We start from the raw sequence: 26,782 nt of genomic DNA, 5'->3' as shown, positions 1-26,782 counted from the left end.
TGACCGGTTTCAACACCATCTTCATCGACGACCGGGATCCTTTCGCCAATGGCTTCCAGGTCGTCGACCAGAGCCGCCGGGCCTAAGCCTGTTCGAGGACAAACATGCGGGTTGCGATCATCGGGGCAGGCATCGTAGGGCTTGCCACTGCTCATGCCATACTGGACCGGGGGCATGACGTCGTTCTGGTGGAACCGGGCGGCAAGCAGGGACGTCCGACGGACGGCAATGCCGGCTGGATCGCCCACACCGACATCATGCCGCTCGCTTCTCCGAAGGCTTGGCGCAACCTCCCGCGCTGGCTCATGGATCCGCTCGGGCCGCTGACCATCCGGCCGGGATACCTGCCGCATCTGACGCCATGGCTGGCGCGCTTTCTGCTCGCTTCGTCGCCGTCCCGCATCAAGGCGAGCATCGGCGCGATCCGGTCCATCAATGCGGAGGCTCTACCCGCCTGGAAGAGCCTTCTGTCATCGCTCAACCTGAATGATCATCTCAGGGAGCACGGCATCCTCTCCGTCTGGCGGCATGAAAGCGCCTTTCGGCAATCCCAGGATATCGTGGAGCATCAGCGCAACTTCGGAATCAGTGCGGAGGTCTTGAACCCTGCGGCACTTGCCAAACTCGAGCCGGCGTTGCGCAATGTCGAAGCCGCAGTTCTTTATCCTGAGGCGTGCCATGTCTCCGATCCTGCCGTGCTCGCCGCCGACCTCCTGCGGCTGGCGCTGGAACGAGGGGCCGTTCACGTGGCGGCGCAGGCTTTGAGGATCGAACCGAGGGACCATGCCATCCACATTCATACGGATGGTGAAACACCGGAAGTGGCCGCCGATCAGGTGGTAGTCTCCGCCGGCATCTGGTCGCGTTCCTTGGCAGCTCAATTGGGCGACCGGATCCCCCTCGATACGGAAAGAGGGTACAACGCAACCTATCCGAAGGGGACATTTGGGATCGGACGACCGATCATGTTCGAGGGCGAGGGTTTCGTGACCAGCCCTCTGGATACGGGCGACAGGGTCGGCGGCGCGGTCGAATTCGCAGGGCTTGATGCTCCACCCAATCACGGCCGGACAGACGCCATGGTTCAGCGACTGTCGCGTTTCCTGCCTCATCTCCAATCCGAGACGCCGGCAAAACGGTGGATGGGCTTCCGCCCCTCGATCCCTGATTCCCTGCCGGTCATCGGGCCAGCCGGAAAGGACCGGCGCGTGATCTATGCCTTCGGTCATGGGCATTTCGGCCTGACCCAAGCTGCGATCACATCACGGCTCGTCGCTGATTTGGTTGAACGGAAGTCCGTCGGCATAGACTTGAAGCCGTTCGCAACGCAGCGCTTCTGAGATCACTGGATGAGCGGTAAGGAACCTGTTGACAGGAAGTGGAAATGCGCACCCTGAAACCTGTTGAGGTTGGAGCAAGAACCGCTCTCAAACGATAGGGATGATGACTCCCGCTTCCGACGGTGCGATGTTGAGCACTGTGTGGATGGCTCCCGCAACTGATTGTCTCCCAGTCTTAAAGTTTGACACATGCCGGGAAATCGTGAGTCGAATCGGCAAAAAGCCTAACCCTCCGTTCGGCACACCTTCGGGTTGCATGAACGGTCCAGACTTCGACGGATACGTCGCAAATGGCGGCACGGCCGGCCTGAGCGGATCGTGATCGACGGCAGCCAAACGAACCGGGAGGCAATCTTGTCCTGTGACACGGCAGACCGGCTCCAGGACCGGTCGAGACGCACACTGAAGCCGATCCGCGTCCGGCAGAGCCGCTATTTGAACAATCGAATTGAGCAGGACCATCGCGCTATCAAAAGGCGTGTCCGACCCATGCTCGGCTTCAAGGCGATGGACAGTGCTCGTGCAGTATTGAGCGGAATCGAAATGGTCCACATGATGCGAAGGGACAGGCGAAATACGCCCGCAATCCACATCTCTCGCTCGCGGAGCAGTTCGAACAGCTCGCCGCATGACGCAGTGCGACGTTCGTTTCCTTCCCTCAACTTCAGCTAGGATTTGCGACAGAGCCGATCTGCTGCAGGTTTTGATACCACGCCTCAACAATGGCACGACCTTCGTTGCTATGGCCGCCGTACAGCACGATCTCGCACCAAGCGAGAAAACGCTGCCTGATGTTAAGCACATCTCCCGCGAGGGCTCGCTCTGGATGGTCACCATGCAGTCCAAAAGTCAATAAAGACATCATATAACACATGCGCCCAGGAAAGGAGCATTGGCGCAAATTTAGATTGATATGCCTACAGTGCATAGGTCACGTGTGCTGACCTATCTACCGCGCAGCAGCATAAGGATTATCTATTCATCACAGGAGGCTTATTGAACGCCTCTATAGAGGGATAAGAATTATGCTCGTAACAGCAATCCTCCGCCTCGTGATGCGCGTCGTTAATGCAACTGCCTATGCGAACCAGCTCAGGGCCGAACGTGTTCTGAATGCGCATCTCGCACGCGCTGGCAACAACCTCGACTGAGAACACCGGTAAGCCATAAAGGCAAGATTCTTCAGTCTCTGCGAAGCAATTCACAGCCCTGCCCGTGACGGCGGGTTGCGGCTATCAGCGACAACTAAGCTACATTCCTGTTACCGGGAAAACCGGACACGAAATCGTTCCAAGCGCGAAGAGCCGCCTCGTCCGCTTCTGCTGCCGTCCCGCACGGTTCTGACAAAGGGCCCTGTGGTGCGACTTCGCTCTCGCAACTGAGGCAGAGAAAATGCGCCTCGTACTGCCCATATAATTCAAGGCAGTTTATTCCTAATTCGGTGCCCCTGCACATTGGGCATGGCTTAGGCTCAGTCATTGTCGTTCCACTCTACCGTTGACTCGTAATTTGCAGACTACGAAAACACTAATCTGCGAGCATATGAGTGCCGCGCGTGCCCTTCCAGAGCTCTCACTCGCTGATGTTGAGGATCGAAATCTTCGATTCTTCCCGACGCCACAACCAGTAACACTCCTGAATAGCCTCACGAGCGAGCTCCGGCTCGCGATCCCTTAGGGCTTGCACGAGTGCGCGGTACGCTTCGACGTTTCGCTCGAACGCACCGCGGACCATGGAGATGATCCTGACCTTGTTCGCAATCACAGACCGGATGACAGAAGAGAGACCATCGATGACGATGACGATCACAGGGTTGCGGCACGCCCTGGCGAGGCTGGCGTGAAGCTCGAACTGGAGCTCAACCACATCCTCTAAGGAGTCTGATGCGGCAATCTGGTCGATGAGGTCATCAAGCGCCTCAAGATCGGCAGTGCTGGCCTGGATCGCGGCGGCACCTGCCATCTCTCGGCCAATCATCTCCATGGCGTTCTGGATCTGATCAATCGAGATGAACCCAAGCTTCAGAGCAACGCCGAAATAGAACTGCAGGAACCGCGAGTTCGGGAGCGCCAGATAGGTTCCGCTGCCTTGGACACGCTGGAGCAGGCCGAGCGTCTCCAGAACGGTCAGCCGATCCCGCAGAGTCGGGCGCTGGATGCCGAGTTGATCGGCCAGCTCACGCTCAGTGGGAAGCTTAATCCGTCCGCTGCTGTCGGGCCTCAGCTCCATTGCGATGTCGATGACGCGCGCAAGGATATCGTCTTCACCGTCGGTCATATAAAACCGTAGTTCCTTTACCCAGTGGCTCGCACCCCTAGCCGGGGCCGCGCCTCCTCATCTGCGTACGGGCCAGAACTACGATCTGCAAGCGCGTGCATCAAGTCGCGCAGTTGCGGGTAAGCGGCATCGAAGATCTTGAACATGCGGTCATAGGTCTCGATGGTTCGCTGGGACCCAGGCCGAATCGCGGTGGCGTTGGCTGAAATCAGTGGAAGTTCGCTGTCGTCGCTGCCCGTGAACAGCCCTGCCGCTATAGCACCGAGCAAGCCGGCTCCCAGCGCCGCAGCGTCGGGCATGTCGGACATGATATAGTCGAGCTTTAGGACGTCCGCCTTCATCTGCCCCCAGAACTTGTTCCGCGCTCCGCCGCCCACACTGAGCATGCGCTCCGGGCGCTTGCCCCACTTGGCGGAACCCCGCTCCAGAATCTGCCGAAGGCCGAAGGTCGTGCCCTCAAAGACGGCGCGGACCATATCCTGTCGGCTGTGTCGGAGGAGAAGCCCGAGCCAGCTGCCGCTCGCCTCTGCGTCCCAGACGGGGCTCCGCTCGCCGGCAAGGTAGGGCAGGAACAAGAGACCGTTGGCTCCTGGAACCGACTCCTGCGCCAGGCGCTCCAACTCGGCAAGAGTCTTGAGCTCCGGCCAGACCTTGTTGTTGAGCCAACCGAACGCACCGCCCAGCGTCGACATCGCCCCATGGGCGAGCCAGCGGCCGGGCACAATATGATGGCGATGCAGGAATGACGGCTCGAAGTCCGGACGGTCGAGGCAGAAGGTAATGACCCCGGACGTGCCGACGGATTCGAAAACCTCGCCGCTGTCCATCAGGCTAACTGCGAACGAGGCCGCTGCCGTGTCGGCAGCGCCGAGCGCCACAGGGGTGCCGGCGGGAATTTGCGTCAAGGAGGAAGCTTCATCCGTGACCCGACCGATCATATCGGTACAGCCGCTGATTTCCGGCAGGATCGCCGCATCGAGCCCCCATCTGGCTAAGAGGTCGCGGCTCCAGGATGGTTTGGGATCAACAATGCGCATCAGACCCGAATAAGAGGCTTGTGTCGGCTCAATGCCATCCCACCCGCTGAGGCGGCGAGCCAGAAACCCGTTGAGCATAGTGACCCGCCGCACTTTTGCCCAAGCGGCGGGCTCGTTCTCGCGGATCCACGCCAAATTGGCTGCCCAGCAGGTTGACGTGCTGGCCCGGTTGCCGGTCTGCTGCACATCTGCCTCAGCATCGGCCCCGACCACATCTTCGAGACGCGCCTGAGCCCGGCCATCGAGGTAAAGGATGCCCGGCCGTATTGCCTGACCCTCCTCGTCGAGAAGGATGGTCGTCGGGCAAGTTGTGGCAAGCCCAATCGAGACGATCGTGGGGACGCGGGCGGCAACCTCCCGAATAGCATCGGCGGTGGCCGCCCAATAGCGGTCGAGGTCGATTTCGGCCCAGAGCGGATAAGGTGTGACCACAGGAACCGTCCGGTGCGCCTTCGCAACCAAGCGGCCTTCACGCGTGAAAGCGCAAACCTTGATACCGCTCGTTCCAGCGTCGACCCCGAGGAAGGCTTCAGTCATTGCGAATCGCCACCTTCAGTGCCCGTCCGCTCTCCGCTTCCTTGAGCGCCTCGACAGCATCCGCCAGTCCGAAGCGATGGGTTACGAGCGAGTTGGCATCGATGAGCCCACCTGCGAGCAGGTTGAGAGCTGTCTCGTAGTCCTGGCGGCGCAGCGCGCTCGCCCCGGTCACGACGATCTCGTTGTAGTGCACGAGATTGACGTCGAATGTCGCCATGTCACCTGCCGAGAAGCCTGCAAACAGATTGACGCGGCCACCCTTGCGCACGAGCTTCAGCGCCTCGTTGGCAAGCGCCGGAACGCCGATGGCCAAGATTGCCACGTCCGCGCCGAGCCCGTCAGTCACGCCACGGATCACCCCCGCCAGATCTTCCTTGGTCGGATCACAGGCGATGTCGACGCCGCGCTCGAGGGCAGCCTCGCGGCGCATCTGGTTGGGCTCGCTCACGATGACCAGTCGTGCCCCGGCCCGGCGCGCGAGCGCCGCATGCATGAGACCGATCGGCCCTGCCCCGAGGATAACCACGACGTCACCGAGTTCAACGCCGACATTGCGCAGGCCGTTGATGCAGCACGCCAGCGGTTCCGCCAAAGCCGCCGCTTCGAACGGCATGCCCTGCGGAATACGGACGGCATTACCTGATTCCAACGCGAGCGCAGGCACCTTCAGGTACTCGGCATAAGCCCCATCGAACTCGTATCCGATGGCCTGACGATTCTGGCAGACATTCTCCCGGCCCGTTTTGCAATAAGCGCATTTGCGGCAGGGAATGACAGGATTAACCGATACCGGGTCACCGCAGGAGAACTCCGAGACGCCCGCCCCTACTTCAACCACCTCGCCCGCGAACTCGTGGCCGAGAACGGACGGGAAGCGGACGCCCTTGGTTTTGCGGCCACGCAGGATGCGGATATCTGTCCCGCACACAGTCGCGGCCCTCACCTTCAGGATCAGCTCACCGGGCCCGGCGGACGGAGTTGCGACATCCTGCAAGACGACGTCGTCGGGAGCGCGAAGAACTGCTGCCTTCATTTCTGGAGATCCTTCTCTTCTTCAAGGGCGCGCTCGTAAACTTTGAGAGCTCCTTCGACGCTGGCATCATCGTGCATCAAAGCGGACAAGGATTTGATAACGGCGGAGGTATGCGGGTGAGACCACACGAAGCGGCCATAGGTAACGCCGCGCATACCGACATCGAGCGCCTGGCGGGTCATGCGCAAATAGTCCTCCAGAGTCTCGCCCATCTCGCCACCAGCCAGAGCCACGATGGACGGGCAGGCATCCACCACCGAGCGGAAGCTCTCGGCTGAACCGGACCACATGGTCTTGATGATGTCGACTCCGAGTTCTGCACCAGCCCGGACCGCATAGGCCAGCACCTCAGCGTCGTGCTGGTCCTTGATCAGAGAGCCCTTCGGATAGATGTGGGCGACAAGCGGCATGCCGGCCGAAGCTGCTTCCTTGGAGATCTTGCCAAGGAATGTCAGCTGCTGGGCCTGGTCGGGGCCGCCGACGATGCAGCCTACCGAAATCGCGTCAGCGCCAAAGCGCACCGCTTCCTCCACGTCCGCAACGGGCGTGTCGTACGTCGGATGGTACTGCACAGAATAGGCACTAGCCTTCAAGATGATCGAGGCCTGGCCGGCATAAGGTGCGAACACCTTCTCGGCGATGCCCTTGTGCATGGTGATACCGTCAGGTTTGCCGGCTACAACCTTGCGCATAACAGAGCGAATATCCACAAGTCCGGGCATCATCCCGCGGGTGATCGGATGGTCAACCGTGATGGCGAGCATGCGGCCAGACTTGGGATTCACGATCCGATTCAGACGAACTTCTTTCCCGAGAAACATAGAGGCTCCTTGATGCAGGTCGGATGTTGCCGACGAAACTGGGATTTCATTTGGTTATACCAATTAAGGCTCATACGCAAGTATGAATATCAATTGGTTATACCAATTTTACCGTACAAGGTTCCTGGGTTTACCAGCCCGAAACAGCTCGATGTTCTCAAACAGCTGGTCCGTGAGCCCCTGGACAGCCTCGCTGCTCGCCCAAGCCACGTGCGGCGTAAGGATGAAGTCAGGCCGATCCAGCAGGCGCATGAATGGGTGATTTGAGGCGGGCGGCTCCGCCGTAACCACATCAAAGGCGGCGCCGGAGATTTGTCCGGCTGTGAGCGCATCCGCCAGTGCAGCCTCGTCCACCAGCCCTCCGCGGGCCGTGTTGATGAGCAGGGGCCGACGCTCCATGAGGAGGAACTCCGGAGCGGCGATCATGTTGCGGGTCGATGGCATCAGCGGAGAGTGCAGCGTAATGATGTCGCTCTGTCGCAGCACATCCTCGAAAGGGGTGTAGAGCGGACCCATGCCGGTTGAGTCCTTGTAGGCGGAGAACAGCACTCGCATGCCGAACCCGCGGGCGATGTCGGCGACGGCCTGTCCAAGCACGCCATCACCGATGATGCCGAGGGTCGAGCCGGCGAGATCGCGGATTGGATGGTCGAAGAAGCAGAACTGACCCGCCTCCTGCCATCGACCTCGGCGAACAGCATTCGCATAGGCTAGGATGCTGCGCCTTAGGGTGAGGATCAGCGCGAAAGTGTGTTCGGGCACAGTGTTCACCGCATAATTGCGGATGTTGCACACGGAGATGCCGCGCTCCTGGCAGGCTGCGACGTCGACGACGTCGTACCCGGTGGCTGCAACAGCGACGAGCTTGAGGTTGCGTGCCTGCGCGATAGCATCGCCTCTTACCGGTGCCTTGTTGGTGATGACGATATCGGCATCGGCAATGCGCGTGCCTACATCGCCCGGAGCGGTCTTGCCATAGGTGATAAGTTCATGGGGGAAGGACAGCGTCCGCAGCTGCGTTTCTGGAGAGAGCGTATCTCGATCAAGGAACACAATGCGGGCCGGCACACCAGATAAGGCTTCAGTCATGCGACATCACTTTCTGCGAGTCGTTTGTGGCGATCCATGCGCGGTATGTGAGGTCTGACTTGCCTCGATGAGCCTGGTCTTCACCATCGCCGGGAAGTGCAAAGGGCCGGATGCTGATGGTCCTCTGCCACTTCTTGATTTTTTGTTGTCAATAGAGCCCGAGAAGCCTGATCGGCCCCAGGGTCAGGATTGGGAACAGGACCAGCGCCAGGATGGCGCCAGTTAGGATCAGCACCGGCACCATGGATCCGCGGATGACGTCCTCGATCGACATCTTGGCAACCTGCGCCACCGCGTAGAGGCACACGCCGACGGGCGGCGTGACCAATCCTAAGGTGAGCGTTACCACCGTGACGATCAGGAAGTGCATCGGATCGATACCCATCTTCAAAGCCGGCGGCAGCAGAACCGGTATTAGGATGAACATAGCCGCAATTGCATCCATGAACATCCCGACCACGATGAGGAACAGGAAGATCAGGAACAGCGCCATGGTCGGCCCCGTGCTGATGCTGGCCAGGAATTCGGCAACCTGAACCGGCAGCCCGTCAAAGGCAAATACCCAAGCGGCGAGCTTTGCGGTTGCGGCAATAAACAGAATCGTGCCAGACGCGCGGGCCGTCTCCACCAGAATGCTGACGATCTCCGACGGTGGGATGCTGCGGTACACGATGACCGAGAGGAACATCGTGTAGACGACCGCGATTGCGGCGGCCTCTGTTGGCGTGAAGAATCCGTTGACGATACCGCCGAGCAAGATGACTGGCGTTAGCATCGGCAGGATTGCCCGGAGCCCTGTGGTCACTACTAGCCGGAAGTTGAATGGCGTCGGCGGATTGTAGCCGTGATGGACCGCGTAGAAGTGGTTGAACACCATGAACACAAAGGCAATGAAGAGACCGGGGATCAACCCAGCTACCAGCAAAGTGCCGATCGATACATTGGCGATGGATCCGGCGATCACCACCAGGATCGACGGCGGGATGATGGACGACAACGTCGAGGTGACGAGCGTCATGCCAACCGCATAGCCTTTAGGGAAGCCATGCCGCTCCATCGCCTTGATCTCAATGGCGCCCACAGATGCGATATCGGCGACGGACGATCCCGAGATGCCACCGAAGATCACTGACGAGACCACGTTCACGTGGCCTAATCCACCCGGCATCCAGCCAACCATCGCCTCGGCGAAATCGAAGATACGTTCGGCCACCCGCCCGCGCTCCATAAAGTGGCCAACAAGAATGAAAAGCGGCACAGCCACGAGCAGGAAGGAGTTCATCGCCGAGAACATGCTCTGCGAGAGGAGATCGATGGGCGTCGAGGTGAACATCATGATGGCCGCAACGCTGGCAAGACCAAGCGCAACTGCCAACGGCACGCCGAGAGCCGACAGCCCTAGAAAGAGAAGAAGAAGCGCAATGCTCATGGCGTATGACCTTTCGAAACGAAAATGTCAGGCTCGTCCAGGTCTACCTGAGGCAGGACCCCAACCTCCGGCAGCGCGATGAGATCGCGGCTCGTCTTCAGCGATTCAAAGATCGCGAGAACAGCCAGCAGGGCAGAGATCGGAATGATGAGACCAATCACCCACATGGGGATCGGGAGCGTCGCTGTCTCCTCATTCATCATGATCTGCTGGTTGACGAGGCTGAGCCCGGTCCATCCCATCAGAACGAAGAAGAGAACTGAAGAGCCGACATAGATTGGCACCGCCAGCCGCCGAAACAGGCTCGGCACCGCAGCAATGAAAACGACCACCCGCGCACTCTCAACGGTGCGGAAGCCCGCCGCCAGTCCAAGGAAAACCATCCAGACGAAGAGATAGCGGGTGGCTTCCTCGGACCAGGAAACAGGCATGCCGATCAGACGGGTCACAACCTGCATGAGCACCACGATAAGAATGCCGGCAGCAGCTGCCCCAGCCGCGAAATCAACTGTGAGCTTGACGAACCTGCCAAGAAGAGACGGTTTATGAGACATGAGGCGTCAACTCCCGAGTGAATGCTGGCCGCTCATGCGACCAGCGCTCTTAAGAGGATGTCGATCTTTACTGCTTGCTGACGGCCGCAATGGTGCGGTCGAAGAAGGCCTGATCCTTGACCAACTGCGCGAAGGTGGGGAACAGCTCCTTGGCGACGGCCGCGAAGGCCTTTTGCTGCTCTGGGGTCAGACGCTCGACCTTCATCCCCTTCTCGGTCAGTGCGGCGATCGACTTGCCCTCGTCTGCGGTGTCGTTTTCCACCTTCCAAGTCTCGGCCTCAACAGCTGCCTGCTTGATGGCGGCCTTCTGATCCTCGGGCAAAGCCTTGTACTTGGCGGGATTGATACCGAGCACCCAGCCGTCTGCCATGTGATTGGTGATAGTGGCGTGGGACTGCACTTCATAGAACTTAGCCGTGACAGGGATGTTGATTGGGTTTTCCTGGCCATCGATGACCTTCAGCTGCAGGGCATTGTAAACCTCTGCAAACGCCATCGGGGTCGGAGCAGCGCCCATCTTCTTGAAGAACTCGACCCAGAGCGGGTTGTTGGGCACGCGAAACTTCAGGCCGGCCAAGTCCTGCGGGCCCGTGATCGGCTTGCGGGAATTGGTCATCTGGCGGAACGGACGCGGCCACAGGCCGAGACCTTGAATACCGATCTTATTAAGGTCAGCGATCAGCTCCTGCCCCAGCGGTCCGGACAGGTATGTGCGGAGCTGGGCCGTATCGGTGAAGAGGTACGGAACTGAAATCGCCGTGAACTTCGGGTTGAAGTTGGCATAGAGCGACGTCGAGAGCAGCAGCATGTCGAGCGAGCCACCTGAAAGCTGCTTCACTGCAGCTGAGGGATCACCGCCATACAGCTGGCCATTTGGGAACACCTTGATTGTGACCTTGCCGCCTGTCTTCTGCGACACCAGCTCGGCAAACTTGTTGGCCGCCAGAGTGATCTCAGAATTATCCGGATCAGGCGTTGAGAGCGTAAAATTGGTCTGAGCACTCGCTGCAGTCGCAGCAATCATTACAGCGGCTGTGGCCAAACCACGAATCATCGACTTCAGCATTCTTGTCTCCTCCATGAAATCGTTACAATGTTCTTATTGGTTATACCAAAAAGTTAGCCGAATGCGCAGCGGATGGCAAGCGTTGTCTAGATTGGCATAACCAATTATTACTCACGACCGTGACCGGGGAAAATGTTCTGACCTCCTCTTGCTAAGCGTGGCAGGACCTGGCGGCGTCGGGGCAAGTCCAGCAGATCTGAGGTGGCGGCTAAGAGCTTAGCTTATAAGAAAGGGCGTAAAGTTGCGCTTGCCCGGTCCTATTTGGAGAGCGAAGCTGGATTACCCGAGCATTTTTCATGGACAGGGCTCCGACGCGATGAAGACAATCACGGACTTCCCAGCTTGGCACGCGCTTCAGGCGCATTCCGATGGCATTCGTAACCTTCATTTGCGCGATCTGTTTGCCCAGGACCCACAGCGTTTCAATCGCTTCTCGCTCCGCATTGAGGATCTCCTGCTCGACTACTCTAAGCACCGGATCACAACTGAGACCATGACGCTTCTGCTCGACTTGGCCAGGGTCGCGGATGTGGAGGGATGGCGCGACAGGATGTTCGCGGGGGAGAAGATCAACAGCACTGAGAATCGAGCCGTGCTGCACGTCGCGTTGCGCAACCGCGCAGAACGACCGATCCTTGTCGATGGCACTGACGTCATGCCGGAGATCGCGGCTGTGCTGGAAAAGATGCGGCTGTTCTCAGAGCTGGTCAGGAGCGGCGCCTGGCGCGGGGCGACGGGCGAGGCCATCACAGATGTGGTCAATATCGGCATCGGCGGCTCGGACCTTGGCCCTGTCATGGCTTGCGAGGCGCTGAAGCCGTACCAGCGATCGGACCTGAGGCCGCATTTCGTGTCCAATGTCGACGCAGCCCATCTCTCCCACACCCTCGCTCGTCTCGATCCTGCGCGCACGCTGTTCATCGTGGCATCGAAGACCTTCACGACGCAGGAAACAATGACGAACGCTGCCAGCGCGCGATCCTGGCTGACCAACGCCTTGGGTGAGGACGCGGTGGCGAAACACTTCGTCGCCGTCTCGACCAACGCTGCCGAGGTGGCGCGGTTTGGCATCGATACCGCGAATATGTTCGAATTTTGGGACTGGGTTGGCGGACGCTACAGCCTCTGGTCTGCTGTCGGTCTGCCAATCGTGCTGGCCGTCGGGTTTGAGCGCTTCACCGAAATGCTTGAAGGCGCCCATGAAATGGACGAGCATTTCCGTGGCGCTCCCCTTGAGCAGAACATGCCCGTGATCATGGGCCTACTTGGCGTCTGGTACCGCAATTTCTTGGGCGCATCGACCCTCGCCCTACTGCCTTACGACCAGCACCTCGTTCGATTCGCCGCTTATTTCCAGCAAGGCGACATGGAGAGCAATGGCAAGTCCGTGCGCCGAGACGGCACGCGGGTGGACTATGATACGGGCCCGATCATCTGGGGTGAGCCGGGCACAAATGGTCAACACGCATTCTTTCAGCTTCTCCACCAAGGCACGGAGCTGGTACCGGCCGACTTTCTCGCGGCCGCCGAGAGCCAGACGCCCTTGGCAGATCATCATGAAAAGCTGCTCGCGAACTTCCTGGCGCAGACTGAGGCCCTCGCGTTTGGCAAGACGGCAGATGAAGTCCGAGCCGAGCTTCAGAAACGAGGCCTGACGGGTGAGGCCTTGGATGCCCTCGTGCCGCATAGGATGTTCGATGGGAACCGGCCTACGACCTCAATCCTCTACCGCAAGCTGACGCCACGCCGTCTCGGCTCCCTGATTGCCCTCTACGAGCACAAGATCTTCGCTCAGGGCATCATCTGGGGCATCAACAGCTATGATCAGTGGGGCGTCGAACTCGGCAAGGAATTGGCATCAAGGATCCTGCCGGAGCTCCAAAGCCAGGAGACAGTGACAGGGCATGACACCTCGACGAGCGGCCTGATCAACCACATCCAGTATCTTCGCAGGCCTACGCAGCAGGTTCCAATCTGCTAGGCCCGAATGCCGTCAACGCACTACCAACCGTCCATGCTTTCACTAGCATCCCAATCTGCAGGCTCAGAGAAGGCAGATCAGTCAGCCCGCATTTACCTTCCCACAAACAAACTCTGGCACGAGGTCAGTAATGCCAAACGATGCTGAAATTCTGCGAGCCCTGTTCGATGCGGCGCTGAACGCAGCTCTCCCAGAGGGAAAGTTCGATGGTAGGCTGCCGCCGAAACCACAGGGACGAACTATCGTCCTAGGCGCAGGAAAGGCCTCTGCGCGCATGGCAACAGCTTTTGAGGAAGCTTGGACACGCGCGGGCGGAACCTGGGAAGGACTCGTGGTCACGCGCTATGGCCATGCGGCGCCGACTCGCTTTGTCGAGATCGTCGAAGCCTCCCATCCTGTTCCGGATGAGGCAGGGCTGAACGCGGCGCGCCGAATCCTGGCTCTCGCACAGCAGGCTGGCCCGGATGATCTCGTGGTCTGTCTGATGTCCGGCGGGGCCTCGGCACTCCTGTCGTTGCCGGCTGACGGGGTGACGCTGGCCGACAAACAAAATCTCAATCATGCCTTGCTGAAATCCGGCGCACCCATCGGAGAAATGAACCTGGTGCGCAAGTCGCTCTCCGCAATCAAGGGCGGGCGGCTCGCGGCAGCGGCCGGCAAGACGCAGCTCGTCACCTACTTGATTTCGGACGTTCCGGGCGACGATCCCGGCAGCATTGGCTCCGGTCCGACGATCCCTGAGCGTGTCGATCCAGACGTCGTTCTCAATATCCTGCGCAAGTACGGCATCGACGTGCCTGAACATGTCCACCAAGCCATCAAGACCAACACGATCGACGGAGCCCCTGCGGGCGGCGCGCTGCATATGCTCGCGACCCCGAAGATGGCGCTCGATACTGCTGCAGCAAGAGCGCGTGAATTCGGTCTTCTGCCCCTAATCCTCGGGGACGCCATCGAAGGTGAAGCGCGGGAGGTAGGGCGCGTCATGGCTGGAATCGCTCAGTCGGCTCGCAGACATGGATACCCAGTCAGAGCTCCCTGCGTACTGCTGTCGGGTGGCGAGACCACTGTCACCGTACAAGGACAAGGCCGGGGCGGGCGGAATGCGGAATTCCTACTGTCCCTCTCCCTGGCGCTAAAGGGCGAGGCTACCGTTTCCGCCATCGCCTGCGACACGGATGGAATCGACGGCTCGGAAGACAACGCGGGAGCGTGGTTCGATCCGATGCTGCATGAGCTCGCGCGGGGAAAGGGCATGGATCTTGCTGCTTATCTGGCGAGTAACGACGCCTATACTGCCTTTGCGGAACTGGACAGGCTTGTGGTCACAGGACCGACCCTGACGAACGTGAACGACTTCCGCGGTATACTCATCCGCTGATGGCGGAATGCACAGTGATCTGCCCTGGCGCTGGAGGGCTGTATCCATTAGACGTGAGGGTAAAGCATTTCCTGCAAAGGACTGCTCTCACGTCCACACCCAACTTTATGTGCGTGCCAATTACAGAGGCACAAACCGCCTCGTCAATCTGACGATGAGCAAGGGCTCTGTCGCATACCCTTTGTTTCAGAGTTTCAGCTACTACTCCCTGGGTCAGGGACGGAGGACACAGTGTTCAAGGGCAGGCATTTTGATCGATCCGTGATCCTACTCTGCCTCCGCTGGTATCGGCCTACAATCTCAGCATCCGGAACTTGGAGGAGATGATGGCCGAGCGTGGCATCTCCGTCGACCATGCGACGGTGCACAGATGGTTCATCCGCTACTCACCCGAGTTGCTTGAGCGCCTCAACCGGCGCAAGCGCCCTGTCAGTCGGAAATAGCACATAAATGAGACATATGTCAGAGTTCGCGGACGGTGGATGTATCTGTACCGAGCCATTGATAACAACGGCGACACCATTGAGTTCTGGTTCAGCGAACCGCGCAATCTAGCCGCTGCCAAGCGGATCCTGCGCAAGGCGTTGCAGCGGCATGGCCGACGCGAGCATATCGTCATCGATGGCAGCCAGACAAACCGCGAGGCGATCCTATCCTGCGACACGACAGACCGCCTACGGGACCGATCAAAGGGCAAGCTGAAACCGATCCGAATCGGTTCCGTTGCAAACCCTAACGTAGGTCAATCGAACACCGGACGAGGGCTCAGGTTAGGCGGCCGTTCTGAAGAGAGCCGCAATGAAATTACTCTGAGCCTTCATGTCGTTCGCTGGTGCGCCCACAACTTGTCCCTTGCGGATCATCGCCATGACCTCGTAGCCCGCAATCGTCCGTGAGGCTGTCATGAAGCTCTTGAAGCCCAGCCCAGGACGGACCAGCCGTTTGATGCGCCGGTGATCCTGCTCGACGATGTTATTCAGAAATTTCACTTGCCGGAGTTTGGCAAACCGCCAGAGCTCGCCGGCACGTTTCATAGCCTTCGTCGCAATCGGATAGGCAGCGTTCTTGTCGACCGTGATGGTCCGCGGATTGACCGTATGCGACTGCTTCAGCGCTTTCCGGAAGAAGCGCCGGGCCGCAGCCGCATCCCGCTTGGGTGAGAGCAGAAAATCAATGATCTGCCCGGTCGCATCAACGGCGCGGTAGAGATAAACCCATTCACCCTTCACTCGAATGTATGTTTCGTCTACGCGCCACGAGCCGTTCGTCATGCGGAGATGTGGACGCACGCGCTTGTCCAGTTCGGGAGCGTAAGCCTGGATCCACCGAAACAGGGTCGTGTGGTCCACTCGCACGCCTCGATCGGAGAGCATGCACGCGAGGTCCCGGTAGCTGATCGGGAACTGTAGGTACCAGCGGACCGCCCACAGGATGATCTCCGCCGTGAACTGCCGACCCTTGAACGGGTTCTTGTTACTCTGCTTCACCGCCAGTCCCTCTTACTACCCTCGCGTCGTAGCTCGGACAGAGCAAGCTTTAAAGCTGCAACAGAACCATCCGGACTGCGTAATGTCCGCTTTGCGTACGAACGCAGAACTTCGGGTAAGGTCCGCCTCGTGCCATGTGTGGACGGCTCCCTGTTGGCAAGGGATTTGTTGAACGTTTCTGCCAGGCTGGTCAGTGCTGTTGGTGTGGACGGCCCCCTTTCGGCATCGCTGTGCCAGAATGAGGTCGTTGCAGATCTCAGTCACAGGAGACCGTCCATGGACCAGATTATCCGCATCGGAATGGATACGTCAAAACACGTCTTCCAACTGCATGGGGTAAATGCCGCCGAAGAGCCGGTGCTGCGCAAGAAGCTGCGGCGCCAGGACCTGATCACCTTCTTTGACAAGCTTCCGCCCACCGTAGTTGCCCTCGAAGCCTGTGGGGGCTCGCACCACTGGGCGCGCCTTCGGCATCGTCAACTTAACGCTTTTACTTGGTGTTTTCGGTGTTTAGGCCCGGAACGGATCACGCATTTTCAATAGCTTAGACCTGCTGGGGAATAGCTGAAAACGCCGGAAAGCGGCCTTTACTCAGTTAAGTTGACGGTGCCTGGCGAGCGCTCGGTGACATCTGCGATTTGTTTGAGCCGCGAGAATGCTGGAACTTCCTCAGGGCTGCCGGCTATGCGTCCGTTTAACCGTCCGATGCTCTAGAGGCTCGGGCCCTCCTGTTGCCTCTTTGAGGGTGCGGGCTCCCGTCCACCTGAAAGGCAAATATCACGATTAGGGTCTGGACTCACTCAGCGTAACGGTTAGGACGGCATTCGACGGGACGGCCTCAGGGTACCGCTGGCTCCGCTTTGCCGCCGCGCGAAGTCGACGAAGGCCTTGAAAGCGGCGGTCGGGTTGCGTCGGCTCGAATAGTAGAGGCTCAAGGGCGAGAGGGTGGGCGTCCAATCCTCAAGCACGCGCACAAGGCGGCCTGCCTCGATGTCGTCTCGTACATCGGACTCCATGGCCAGGGCGAGGCCGAGAGAAGCGAGAACTGCGGTGCGCGCGAGGCTCGCCTCGTCGAGAGTCAAGGCGCCCTGGACGTCGATATGGACCGATTTTCCACCCTTCTCGAACGGCCAGCGGTGTATCGCACCATTCGGGAGCCGCACGCGGAGACAGGAATGCTCCGCGAGGTCCTGCGGGACCATGGGCGTCCCGCGCTCATTCAGATAGCTCGGTGTGGCCACCACAACATTGCGCCGCACATCCCCCAAGGGGAGTGCGATCATGTCAGCCGGCACGAGGTCGGCGCTACGAACGCCGAGGTCGAAGCCGCCCGCTACAATGTCCACCAGGCGACCTTCTGTGACGATGTCGACGTGAACCTGAGGATGCGCGCGTAGGAAGGGTAAGACCAGCGAAGAAAAGATCTCCCGCGCCGCAGTCGGAAAGGCGTTGATGCGCAGTGTCCCCGAGGGCGTCGCCGTTTGAGAGCGCGCGACTTCCATCGCCTCATGGATGTCCCGCACAGCGGGAGCGACTTGCGCGACGAATTGCTGGCCTGCCTCTGTGAGAGAGACGCTTCGCGTCGTCCGGTTGAAAAGCCGTACGCCGAGCGTGCGCTCCAGCTTCCCTACCGCATTGCTGAGCGCGGTGGTTGAGACGCCGAGCTCGAGCGCAGCGGTGCGGAACTTGCCTCGGCGAGCAACCATGAGAACGGCGTCCAATTCTGTCAGGCTGCTCTGCACGATTGTCCCCCTTTTCGTGATGCAACGTTCCAAATTGTCCTGATTATCGCGCCAGGTGTCCATCGCTATTTTAGCTGGCACCCGCACTTGCAGCCGCCCCGGCCGCAACCGGAGCAACCAGGAGAAAAACAATGACGATCGAACTTCCATACCCGATTGCCGCGTATGTGGCCGCTAACGCCCGTCTCGATGTAGACGGAATGTTGAGCGCCTTCACACGCGACGCAGTCCTTTTTGCTGATGGAGGCCGTCACGAGGGCCACGCCGGAATGCGGGCCTTGTTCGAAGAAGCGGTGATCCCGGTCAAGGCGATCTTCACGCCGGATGCCATTCGCCACGAGAACGGTCAGGTCGTGGTCGAAGGCCCTGCCCATGGCGACTTCAAGGGCAGCCCGATCCGCTTCACCCTCGACAACGACGCCATTAAGGCCTTGGAGATCACGGCATGACCATCAAGGCTGATCCGACCGAGTTCGCGGGAAAGCGCGTGCTCATCAGCGGCGGCTCCAAGGGTTTGGGCCGCGCCACCGTCGACCGATTCCTGGCCGGCGGCGCCCGGGTGATCACCGCCGCCCGCGGAAGCCTGGAGCCCATCGACGGCGTCGAGTTCGTCCAGGCGGACCTGACGACGGCCGAGGGCGGGGAAATGCTGGCCAAGGCCGCGCTCGAGCGTCTTGGCGGAGTCGACATCCTCGCCCACGTGATCGGCGGCTCGTCAACGCCCGGCGGCGGCTTCGTCGCCCTGACGGACGATCATTGGCTGTCCGAGCTCAACTTGAACCTCCTGGCCACGGTCCGCCTCGACCGGTTCCTGATTCCGCAGATGATCGAGCGGGGCAGCGGTGCGGTGGTGCACGTCACCTCCATCCAGTCGGTCCTGCCGCTTCCCGACGCAACCACCGCCTACGCCAGCGCCAAGGCCGCGCTCCGGACTTACAGCAAGTCCATCTCCAAGGAGCTGGGTCCCAAGGGCGTGAGGGTCAACGTCGTCTCTCCCGGCTGGATCATGACCGAGGGGACCGATGTATTTCTCAAGCGCATCCAAGCCGCCAACGGTGGCACTATCGAGGACGCGCGCCAACTCGTACTGGCCGGCCTTGGCGGCATTTCCATAGGTCGCGGCGCCGAACCCTTCGAGGTCGCCGACGTCATCGCCTACCTAGCCTCGGACCGCGCCACCGCGATCCACGGTGCAGAATTTGTCATCGACGGAGGCACCGTCCCGACCGTCTGATCACAGGGAGCCGTCCACGCTTGGCCAGCTCGGCCAAGCGTGGACAGACGCATGCTCATGCCCTGATGCTCCCAACATCTGCTGTCGGGCCAAAAGTGATCGTCGCTGCTCCCGTAGGCCCGACATTTGACCCAGTCACCTCGAACGTCTGCTTACCACCGATGGCACCGTCAACTTAACTGAGTAAAGGCCGCTTTCCGGCGTTTTCAGCTATTCCCCAGCAGGTCTAAGCTATTGAAAATGCGTGATCCGTTCCGGGCCTAAACACCGAAAACACCAAGTAAAAGCGTTAAGTTGACGATGCCGTGCTCCGCGTATCAGGCCGTACACTCTCGATTCTAGTGCTCTTCGAGAATGCAGAACGGGATAAGCCTGTCGAGCATACGATCCAGTTGCCCTAGGCCCGCCTCTGGAGGTGATAGGTCCTACATGGCCTACTCCAGCCGCACCACGATACTGTCCGTGGCGCCTCTCGCGTCGATCACGGAAAGGCGAACGAAGCCGGCCCCCTCCGGTTGCCAGAATGCCTCGCGTCGCAGGGTGCTGATCTCCACGGGAGCCCCGTCCACCATCCAGGTTAGAGGGGGAACCCCGCCTGACACCTTGAGGACTAGGCTGCCCCTCTCATCTGACGGATGCGAGAGGCCAAGATCGACCCGCGATCCGTCAAGTGGGAACGCAATTTTGAGAGGCGCCTGTACGGTCGAGGCGATCGACTTCGGCACATCTTGGCGGATATGGCGCAGGGGCGGCGGCAGGGTGGCGGTCGTGGCCTGCAAGGCGTAGGGAGGTACCGCCAAGGCTTCCGGCTCGACACCGAGACGGGCGTAGGCATCGAACAGGATTGGCGCCGCGATCAAGCGGCCGACGAGACCAGGTACAGCCGTGCCGTCTGGCCGGCCAACCCAAACTCCTATCGTGAACCGCCGGTCATATCCAACGGCCCAAGCATCGCGATAGCCGTACGACGTGCCAGTCTTGAAGGCAATCCGTCCGGCAAGCGCGTTGTCCGGTGGTGGAGCTCCTCGCAGGATGTCGAAGGCGTACCACGCTGAGACAGGGTCGACGATGCGTCGCCCCTGCGTCGATGCCGCTGGCTCACCGGTATAGCGCACGAGATGTGGCATTTCCCCGCCCCTCGCGAGGCCACTATAGAGTCGTGTCAGGTCAGTTAGCGTAATGCCGAGGCCGCCGAGGCCGACAGCAAGGCTGGGGGCCGCCTCTTTCGGTATCACAATAGCGGTCTCCGTATCCCGCAGACGCGCCAACAAACGGGCCGGCCCGAGTTCGTTTAGGAGTTCGACCGCAGGCAGGTTGAGGGACATCTGCAGAGCCTTGCGTGCTGTCACCGTGCCCTGGAAGGCAAGATCGAAGTTCTCTGGCTGGTAGATCCCATATCGGGAGGGCCTGTCATCGAGAAGTGTCTCTGGATGGGCCAGACCACCTTCGAAGGCGAGCGCATAAATGAAAGGCTTCAAAGCTGAGCCAGGCGAACGCATCGCGAGCGTCATATCGATGGCGCCCGCCCGTTCCTTGCTCATGTAATCGGGACTGCCGACTTGGGCACGCACTTCGCCCGTCGCATTGTCGAGCACCAAGATCGCGACGGACAGCTTGGAATCGAGCCTTTCGACCCGCTCTCGCGCCAGTTGCTCAAGGTTTGCCTGCAATCGGGCATCGATGGCGAGTAGATGCGTATTTGGATCTGGCCGTTCCGCGACAGCAGCCTCTGCCGCATGGGCTGCCAGCATCGGGAAAGGTCGACGGGCGTCAGGCATGGGCGCGGCCTTCGCGGCCTCAGCCTCCGCCGTGGAGATGACGCCACGCTCTCGAGCCCGGTCGAGAACCCGGTTACGGGCAATCAATGCTGCTTGGGCAAAGCGATCCGGACGGCGCGTCTCCGGCGATTGTGGCAGAGCGACGAGAAGGGCAGCCTCACTGAACGATAGGCGCTTCGGCTCGCGTCCAAAATAGGATAGGCTTGCAGCCCGCATGCCCTCGAGATTGCCGCCATACGGTGCCAGCGTGAGGTAAAGACGCAGGATCTCGTTCTTCGAGAGGCGGCTCTCCAGCTGGACCGCCCGGATTATCTGGCGAAGTTTTGCAGAAAGCGTACGCTCATCCCTGGGCTCCAGGAGGCGTGCCACCTGCATGGTCAACGTAGACCCACCGGACACAACCCTGCCGTTGGCGACAAATTGCCCTGCCGCTCTCAGGAGCGCCAGGGGATCGATGCCAGAATGGCGGTCGAACCGCCCATCCTCGTATGCTTTGAGCATGGCGAGATAGCGTGGATCGACATCATCTGTCTCGATCGGAAGGCGCCAGCGGCCCCCTTTCATCGCGAAGGGACGCAATAACTGTCCATGGCGATCAAGGACCACTGTTGAGCGGTTCTCTACAACGGTCAGATCAAGCGGCCCCAAGCTCTCAGTAAAGTGCCACAGGGCGAGAGCCGGAATGGAAACGACAAGCGCAAGAGTAGTGGCGAGGATAAGTCCCCACTTTGCTTGCTGGCGTTGTCGCTTATCCGTCACTGTTGGCGCACCTGCACGACCCCGACGGAACCCAAGCCCGTTCGCCCGTAGCGTTCGGGACGGTACATGTCCTCAACCTGTGCCGATGGGTGAACATAGGTTCCAGGCGACACGGCACGGACCATGTAGGCGACCGTGAAGAAAGCGGGCTGATCCGGCTTGCGGTCAAAGGCCACGACAAAGCGGTCGTCGCGGTATTCCGTATGCGCCGGCTCCACATCCCGCTTGAGCCAGGATAGGTTTGCCACCGTATCGCTGTCCACAAGCTTCGGATTATCGATCTCAAACCCTGCAGGCAAACGGTCGACCAACAGCAAGCGTGCCTCCTTGGCCTCTGCTTCAGTGACTTTCAGTACCACCACGAGGCGCTCGTTCTGCGGCACGGAAGTGAGCTGGACCTCGCTGCCGTCGAGCCTGTAATAGCTCCGTTCCACCGTATAACCGTGTGACAGAGCGGGCTCAGGCTCAACCGGATTGCCGGCCACGGTCACAACCGCTTGGACCGGGGTGCGTCCGGCATTGGCGAGGCTAATTGAGGCGCTATCGAGCACGGCATCCTTGTAGGTGCGGTAAAACGCTCTGCGATGCTCGGCGCCATCGACCGTAAGGACGACATTTTCCGCACCGCGATCCATCGCCTGCGCGGCCATGACCAGCCAGGCGTCCTCCTGCGTGCTGGTCCGCCGGGTGCCCCATTCCTCATCGATCACTCGTGCGACCGGCTGCATGATCGCCGGCAAGTTACTCGCCTCCGAGGCAAGGGCCAAGAGCCCTGCCCCATCCCGCAAGCGTGAGCCATAATCTGGACGGTAACTCCCGGTATCTTGAGCACTCTGCAAGAGATCAACAGCAGCCAAGAAAGCCTTCTGAGCTCTGGCACCATCGCCAAGCAAAGCGAGCGCCGCACCAATCTGACCACGTGAGAGGGGTGACGCAAACTCATCGATCTTCGTATCGGCGAGATAACGTAGATCTCCCATGACCGGGCGGCCGTTACGGGCCAGCACATAAGCCGCATAGGCGAGACTGGCCGCATTTTCCTCCACCTGGGTTGTGTTGGCGACGAAATTACGCAACCTGTCGAGGGCGAGGTTGAACGCCACTTGCGGCACCGTGAAGCCCCGCTCCCGCGCTCGGGTCAGGAAGTCGCTGGTGTAGGCATCCAGCCACAGATCGTCACCGCCAACAGACCAGAGGCCGAATGACCCGTTGGAGGCCTGCCGCGCCAGAACGCGTTCGATCGCCTGCCGAACCCTTTCATCGGCTGTAGCATCGAGAGAGAGGTTCTCCTCCTCGGCAAGTCGATTGACATAGAGCAACGGCAAGGCCCGGCTCACGACCTGCTCCGTGCAGCCGTAAGGATAGCGGTCGAGGGCTTTGAGAAGGCCCGGCACATCGAGGCTCGCAAGCGGCGAGACTGAGACCGAGACTGTTCCGGTGCCTGCGAGGATATCAGCGACGAGATCCTTCGAGATAGTGAGTCTCCCTCCCAGGGCCATCATCTGCACAGTTCGCCTTGCAAGGGCTCCGGTCCCGGGCTGGACAGCAATAGCAAAGCTCTGCCTCAGCTCCTGGATATCTGGGCCCTTGAGGACGACGTCGATTTCCGCCGTCCCCTGACCGCCTGCGGTGACTGGAATGATGAGGCTGCCCTTTGCCTTTGCTTCTAGCTTGATGGTGGAGCTCAGGGCATCCGCCGCTACGATGATCGGGCCGCGGATGTCGAGATCGACCGTGTAATCTCCAGTCGGCCCCTCCACGTTGTCGATCTGCATGAAGAAGCGAGAGCGGTCGCCGACGGACAGGAAACGGGGGAGCGTACCTGTCAGCACGACGGGGTCGCGGACGATCACGTCGGCGCTCGAACTGCCAACGCGGTCCGTCGTCCAGGCAACTGCCATGACCCGCACGGTACCGTTGAAGGCAGGGAGATCGAAATCGATGTTGGCAGAGCCATCTGGCTCCACCTTCACCACACCTGAGAAGCGTGCCAGCGGCTCCTGGGTCGGCGGGATGCCGTCGAGGGCCTTCGGCTCCATGTCGCCGCCCGAACGGATGGCCCCGCGAGTGCCCTGCATGCCGTCGATAAGATAGCCGTAGAGATCCCGGATCTCAGAGGAGAGTTGCTTCTGACCGAAGAAATAGGTTGTTGGGTTCGGCGCCTCATAACGCGTGAGGTTGAGGATTCCCACGTCGACCGCCGCGACGGTGATCCGCGCTTCCTCGCCTGGTGCCAGCCCGGCAACCTTGATCGGCATGGTCAAACGTCCCCGAGGTCGGGCACTACTCAGGGCGTTCAGGCTCACTTGGAGGTTTCGAGCGTCACGGTCGACTTCGAACCAGGCTGTCCCCAACGACCGTCCGGGCATCCGCTTCGCTGCCTGATCAAGGGGGCGATGTGCTATGGCAATGACGTAAGCCCCCGAACCCCAAGAGGGCTGTACAGGCAGGCTGACATTCGTGCCTTCCGCTGCCACATCGACCACGCGGATGTCGTGCACCCGGTCGCTGACGACAGCCAGCGTCGCTTTGCCCTTGAAACGCGGGTTGAGGCGCAGCTGCATGGGTTCGCCGGCGCGATAGCTCGCCTTGTCGAGGCTCATATCGAGAAGGTCTGGCGTGTCGGCCGTCTGGTCTCCGGACCAGCCCACCGTGAAGGACAGACTGGTGTGCCCGGTTTCGCCGAGGTCGGGGGCACTCACGTCGAGCCTGTAGGTGCCCCACTCTATGGGAACCGAAATACGCCCTGACGTATCGGTGGTTACATTGATACGCCCATCTGTCACGCGGCGTGTTGCTTTGACCGGCTCGTAACCCCAGCGCCCATCGGAATTGTACCACTGATAGCGTCGCTCGATCTTATACAGGCTCCAGGTGACGTTGCCGCTGGCAAGTCGCTTGCCCATCGGATCTGCAAGAACGACATCGAAGGTGGCGTTCGCCCCCTCCCCGAGCTGTCCGGCAAAATTCTTACGTACGGCCACCACCGGACCCTTCGGCAGGATCGGCAGCGTCAGGCTGCGCTCCACTGCCCGTCCGCCAGACTCAGCCACGCGTAAGGTGAACCTCGCCTCGGTCGGGCGCGGTGCCGCCATGTCCTGCACCGGGATCTGAAGATTGGCACGTCCCTGTGCATCCGTCGTGGCACTCTGCTCGATCTCTGCCGTGGAAGCATCGACCGTCTCGTCGTCCAGGCCGGTCGTGTAGCCCTCGAGCCCCTTGATGCCGCTCGCGGATGCCGCCGCGACCGTGACCTCGCCGCTAACCGAGAGTCCTGCCCCGGGAGCGCCGTAGAGATATCGCGCCGCCAAATCGATGGGAGCCGGCTGTCCCGGCCGCAGAGCATCCACCTTCGGCGTAAGGGTCAGTTCCAGCCGTTCGGGCACGTAATCTTCGACCAGGAAACTTGCGTCACCAACCGATGAACTCTTGGGATCGGTATAGGCGGCGATCCGCCAAGTGCCACGTAGGGATCCCGGCAGGATGGGGATTGATAAGGCGCGGCCGCCAAGGCCTTGGTCCTCGACCAAAGCTCGACGGTACTCGACGCCGTCGGGTCGCCGTACCACGATGGTCAGCGGCACTCCTGGGACTGCGGCGCCCTTCGCGTCCCGCAGGAGCGCTGACAACGCCACAGTCTCGCCGGTCCGGTAAACGCCGCGCTCCGTGTAGAGGTAGGCATCGACAGCGCCGGACGCAGCCCGTCCCTTCACACCCCGGTCGGTCAGATCGAACGCCGCGGTGCCGAGGTCGAGGAAACCATAATCGACCCCCTCCGTCGCTACCACGAGGCCCGGCGCAAGCCCGCCCTCGCCTCGGGCGAGACCCGGATCGAAGACGGCGACTCCCATAGCGTCGGTCTTCTTCGTCGACAAAACCTCGTTGTTGCGGGCGACCAGCCTCACCTCCACGTTGGCACGTGGTTCGGCGCCAGCGAGCGATCGCACGAAGACCTGCGCTCCACCCTTGCCGGTCAAGGCCGTCAGACCGAGGTCGGACACCACGAACCATTGCGTGGCGATATTCTCGTAGTCCTCGGCGCTTTCGTTATATGTCGCCGTGCCGTCATGAGGCTTCGCGGTCATCACGTAGACGCCAGGCTCGAGCTTGCCGACCGCCTCCATGACCGGGAAGGCCGTGACCACGTCCCGATTGAGAGCGGAGCCCGTCTCGAGCGTGCCGTTCCAGATCTTTATGCCCTTGTCGCGAGCAATTTCGGCGGCGGAGTAGCGGGTGAGCTGTCCAAGAAAATCGTAGGACCGCACGGTCGGCAGAAGGTTGCGGTCGCCAACCCGATAGACCTCGACACCGACTTTGGACGTGTTCACCGACACGACCGGGATGCCTTCCTGCCCCGTGCTCGGCAGCACGTAATTGCGACCGGTAAAACGGGCTTGGGGCGCACGGTCCCGAACATAGACCTCGTAATCCGCCGCCTTGATCAGGCTCTCTCCCACAGCCGACGGCAGTCCTTGCCGGAGGACGATGGCGTAGCGCTCACTGTGTTTCAGACCATCGACGCAGAGCTGTTGTCCCTCGGCTGATACTGCCGCATTGGCGCTGCCAGAGACAGCCACGAAGGGAGCGAAATCCACCTTGCCGGCCGTCAGCGGTTCGGAGAACTGGAAGCAAACACGGGGCGAAGCCGAGTCGGAGTCCACCTTGAAGTCAGTCACCCTGAAGCCGTGCTCCTCGCGGAGTTGCTCGTAGGTCGAGCGTACATCAGGATTATTTTGAAGTTTTAAGCTCGCCGCATAGGCGTTGAGAGATGGACGCCACGCCTGCTGGGCCGCATAGACCTCGCCAAGAAGCGCAAGAGACATAGCCTCGTCGTTAGGTGTCCTTGCGCGTTGGTAAGCGGCATATGCTGCCGTGGCCTGACGCTCCTGCAGCTTGTAGCGCTCATCCCAGTTATTGCCTGGATTGATCGCGAGCGCCGCTCTGGCATAGCTGTACCAGCCCGCTGCATTGTCAGGCTCCACAGCAATGGTGGCAGCGAAGAGATCCAATGCCTGACGTGCATTACCTCGAGCCAGACTTGCCTCTCCCTCCTGCTGCAGCTGCTGAGCTGGCTTGCCGCCTGTCAGGCGTCCACCTTCGATCCTAAGGGTCTGCTCCAGCCGTACGGCCTGACTTGCTAGGTCGCCATGTATGAAGCTTTTCTGCGCCTGTGCAGAATATCCGCCTGCCATCAAACCCACGGCGACCAAGACCGTGCGCAACAGAGATCGGGCCAT

Annotated in this window: 18 protein-coding genes and 3 pseudogenes; 9 read left to right on the top strand and 12 right to left on the bottom strand. The window is 60.5% G+C overall.

Features of this window, described 5'->3' with window-relative positions; translation table 11 throughout:
* Positions 1 to 104 precede the first annotated feature (104 nt).
* From ILT44_RS21585 to ILT44_RS31510, 3 genes and pseudogenes are all read left to right on the top strand, one after another.
* Positions 105 to 1,340, top strand: a complete 1,236-nt coding sequence (locus tag ILT44_RS21585) for an NAD(P)/FAD-dependent oxidoreductase (protein ID WP_204241684.1) — start codon at positions 105 to 107, stop codon at positions 1,338 to 1,340.
* A 294-nt stretch (positions 1,341 to 1,634) separates the two neighbouring features.
* Positions 1,635 to 1,972: pseudogene (locus ILT44_RS21580) on the top strand (DDE-type integrase/transposase/recombinase); the annotation flags it as partial.
* A gap of 393 nt (positions 1,973 to 2,365) precedes the next feature.
* Positions 2,366 to 2,491 (top strand): hypothetical protein, encoded by a 126-nt coding sequence (locus tag ILT44_RS31510; protein WP_255549799.1) that lies wholly within the window; start codon positions 2,366 to 2,368, stop codon positions 2,489 to 2,491.
* Positions 2,492 to 2,912: 421 nt separating this feature from the next.
* On the opposite strand, the gene ILT44_RS21575 is transcribed toward ILT44_RS31510, so the two are convergent.
* The 8 genes from ILT44_RS21575 to ILT44_RS21540 all read right to left on the bottom strand — a co-directional run bounded on the left by ILT44_RS21575 (position 2,913) and on the right by ILT44_RS21540 (position 11,183).
* Positions 2,913 to 3,617, bottom strand: a complete 705-nt coding sequence (locus ILT44_RS21575) for a FadR/GntR family transcriptional regulator (protein ID WP_204241682.1) — start codon at positions 3,615 to 3,617, stop codon at positions 2,913 to 2,915.
* A 17-nt stretch (positions 3,618 to 3,634) separates the two neighbouring features.
* Positions 3,635 to 5,191, bottom strand: coding sequence for a xylulokinase (locus ILT44_RS21570; RefSeq protein WP_204241681.1), 1,557 nt, complete (start codon positions 5,189 to 5,191; stop codon positions 3,635 to 3,637).
* On the bottom strand, positions 5,184 to 6,224 hold the full coding sequence (locus ILT44_RS21565) for a zinc-dependent dehydrogenase (protein ID WP_204241680.1): 1,041 nt from the start codon (positions 6,222 to 6,224) through the stop codon (positions 5,184 to 5,186). The genes ILT44_RS21570 and ILT44_RS21565 overlap by 8 nt, the downstream gene beginning before the upstream one ends.
* Positions 6,221 to 7,045, bottom strand: coding sequence for a class I fructose-bisphosphate aldolase (locus ILT44_RS21560; RefSeq protein ID WP_255549798.1), 825 nt, complete (start codon positions 7,043 to 7,045; stop codon positions 6,221 to 6,223). Before ILT44_RS21560 ends, ILT44_RS21565 begins: the two co-directional genes overlap by 4 nt.
* 108 nt (positions 7,046 to 7,153) lie before the next feature.
* Positions 7,154 to 8,134 (bottom strand): D-2-hydroxyacid dehydrogenase, encoded by a 981-nt coding sequence (locus ILT44_RS21555; RefSeq protein WP_204241678.1) that lies wholly within the window; start codon positions 8,132 to 8,134, stop codon positions 7,154 to 7,156.
* 148 nt (positions 8,135 to 8,282) lie between these two features.
* Positions 8,283 to 9,563, bottom strand: coding sequence for a TRAP transporter large permease (locus ILT44_RS21550; protein WP_204241677.1), 1,281 nt, complete (start codon positions 9,561 to 9,563; stop codon positions 8,283 to 8,285).
* Positions 9,560 to 10,117 carry a TRAP transporter small permease gene (locus tag ILT44_RS21545; protein ID WP_204241676.1) on the bottom strand — a complete coding sequence of 186 codons (558 nt, stop codon included), beginning with the start codon at positions 10,115 to 10,117 and terminating at the stop codon, positions 9,560 to 9,562. Before ILT44_RS21545 ends, ILT44_RS21550 begins: the two co-directional genes overlap by 4 nt.
* A 67-nt stretch (positions 10,118 to 10,184) precedes the next feature.
* Positions 10,185 to 11,183: a DctP family TRAP transporter solute-binding subunit gene (locus ILT44_RS21540; protein WP_204241675.1), complete on the bottom strand. Its 999-nt coding sequence runs from the start codon at positions 11,181 to 11,183 to the stop codon at positions 10,185 to 10,187.
* 316 nt (positions 11,184 to 11,499) lie between these two features.
* Between ILT44_RS21540 and pgi the strand changes: the two genes are divergently transcribed.
* The 3 genes and pseudogenes from pgi to ILT44_RS31055 all read left to right on the top strand — a co-directional run.
* Positions 11,500 to 13,164: a glucose-6-phosphate isomerase gene (pgi, locus tag ILT44_RS21535; RefSeq protein WP_204241674.1), complete on the top strand. Its 1,665-nt coding sequence runs from the start codon at positions 11,500 to 11,502 to the stop codon at positions 13,162 to 13,164.
* A 130-nt stretch (positions 13,165 to 13,294) separates the two neighbouring features.
* A complete protein-coding gene (locus ILT44_RS21530; RefSeq protein ID WP_204241673.1) occupies positions 13,295 to 14,545 on the top strand; it encodes a glycerate kinase type-2 family protein in 1,251 nt (416 codons plus the stop codon).
* A gap of 231 nt (positions 14,546 to 14,776) precedes the next feature.
* A pseudogene (locus tag ILT44_RS31055) lies at positions 14,777 to 15,261 on the top strand (IS6 family transposase); the annotation flags it as partial.
* 54 nt (positions 15,262 to 15,315) lie between these two features.
* Here the strand turns inward: ILT44_RS31055 and ILT44_RS21520 are convergent.
* On the bottom strand, positions 15,316 to 16,032 hold the full coding sequence (locus ILT44_RS21520; RefSeq protein WP_204241671.1) for an IS6 family transposase: 717 nt from the start codon (positions 16,030 to 16,032) through the stop codon (positions 15,316 to 15,318).
* Between the two features lie 276 nt (positions 16,033 to 16,308).
* Here ILT44_RS21520 and ILT44_RS21515 point away from each other — a divergent pair.
* Positions 16,309 to 16,500, top strand: a pseudogene (locus tag ILT44_RS21515) (IS110 family transposase); the annotation flags it as partial.
* A gap of 344 nt (positions 16,501 to 16,844) precedes the next feature.
* Here ILT44_RS21515 and ILT44_RS21510 read toward each other — a convergent pair.
* Positions 16,845 to 17,837: a LysR family transcriptional regulator gene (locus ILT44_RS21510; protein WP_255549797.1), complete on the bottom strand. Its 993-nt coding sequence runs from the start codon at positions 17,835 to 17,837 to the stop codon at positions 16,845 to 16,847.
* A 68-nt stretch (positions 17,838 to 17,905) separates the two neighbouring features.
* On the opposite strand from ILT44_RS21510, the gene ILT44_RS21505 reads away from it, so the two are divergent.
* Both ILT44_RS21505 and ILT44_RS21500 read left to right on the top strand, forming a co-directional pair.
* A complete protein-coding gene (locus ILT44_RS21505; RefSeq protein ID WP_204241669.1) occupies positions 17,906 to 18,223 on the top strand; it encodes a nuclear transport factor 2 family protein in 318 nt (105 codons plus the stop codon).
* The gene (locus tag ILT44_RS21500) at positions 18,220 to 19,008 is read left to right on the top strand and encodes an SDR family oxidoreductase (protein WP_204241668.1); all 789 of its coding nucleotides are present in this window, start codon (positions 18,220 to 18,222) and stop codon (positions 19,006 to 19,008) included. Before ILT44_RS21505 ends, ILT44_RS21500 begins: the two co-directional genes overlap by 4 nt.
* 434 nt (positions 19,009 to 19,442) lie before the next feature.
* On the opposite strand, the gene pbpC is transcribed toward ILT44_RS21500, so the two are convergent.
* Positions 19,443 to 21,545 carry a penicillin-binding protein 1C gene (gene pbpC, locus ILT44_RS21495; RefSeq protein WP_204241667.1) on the bottom strand — a complete coding sequence of 701 codons (2,103 nt, stop codon included), beginning with the start codon at positions 21,543 to 21,545 and terminating at the stop codon, positions 19,443 to 19,445.
* Positions 21,542 to 26,782, bottom strand: coding sequence for an alpha-2-macroglobulin (locus ILT44_RS21490; RefSeq protein WP_204241666.1), 5,241 nt, complete (start codon positions 26,780 to 26,782; stop codon positions 21,542 to 21,544). The genes pbpC and ILT44_RS21490 overlap by 4 nt, the downstream gene beginning before the upstream one ends.

It is taken from the genome of Microvirga arvi (assembly GCF_016892765.1).
GTDB classification, from domain to species: domain Bacteria; phylum Pseudomonadota; class Alphaproteobacteria; order Rhizobiales; family Beijerinckiaceae; genus Microvirga; species Microvirga arvi.
Note: the sequence above shows the minus strand (reverse complement) of the source record. Positions and strands in the feature narration are given on the sequence as shown.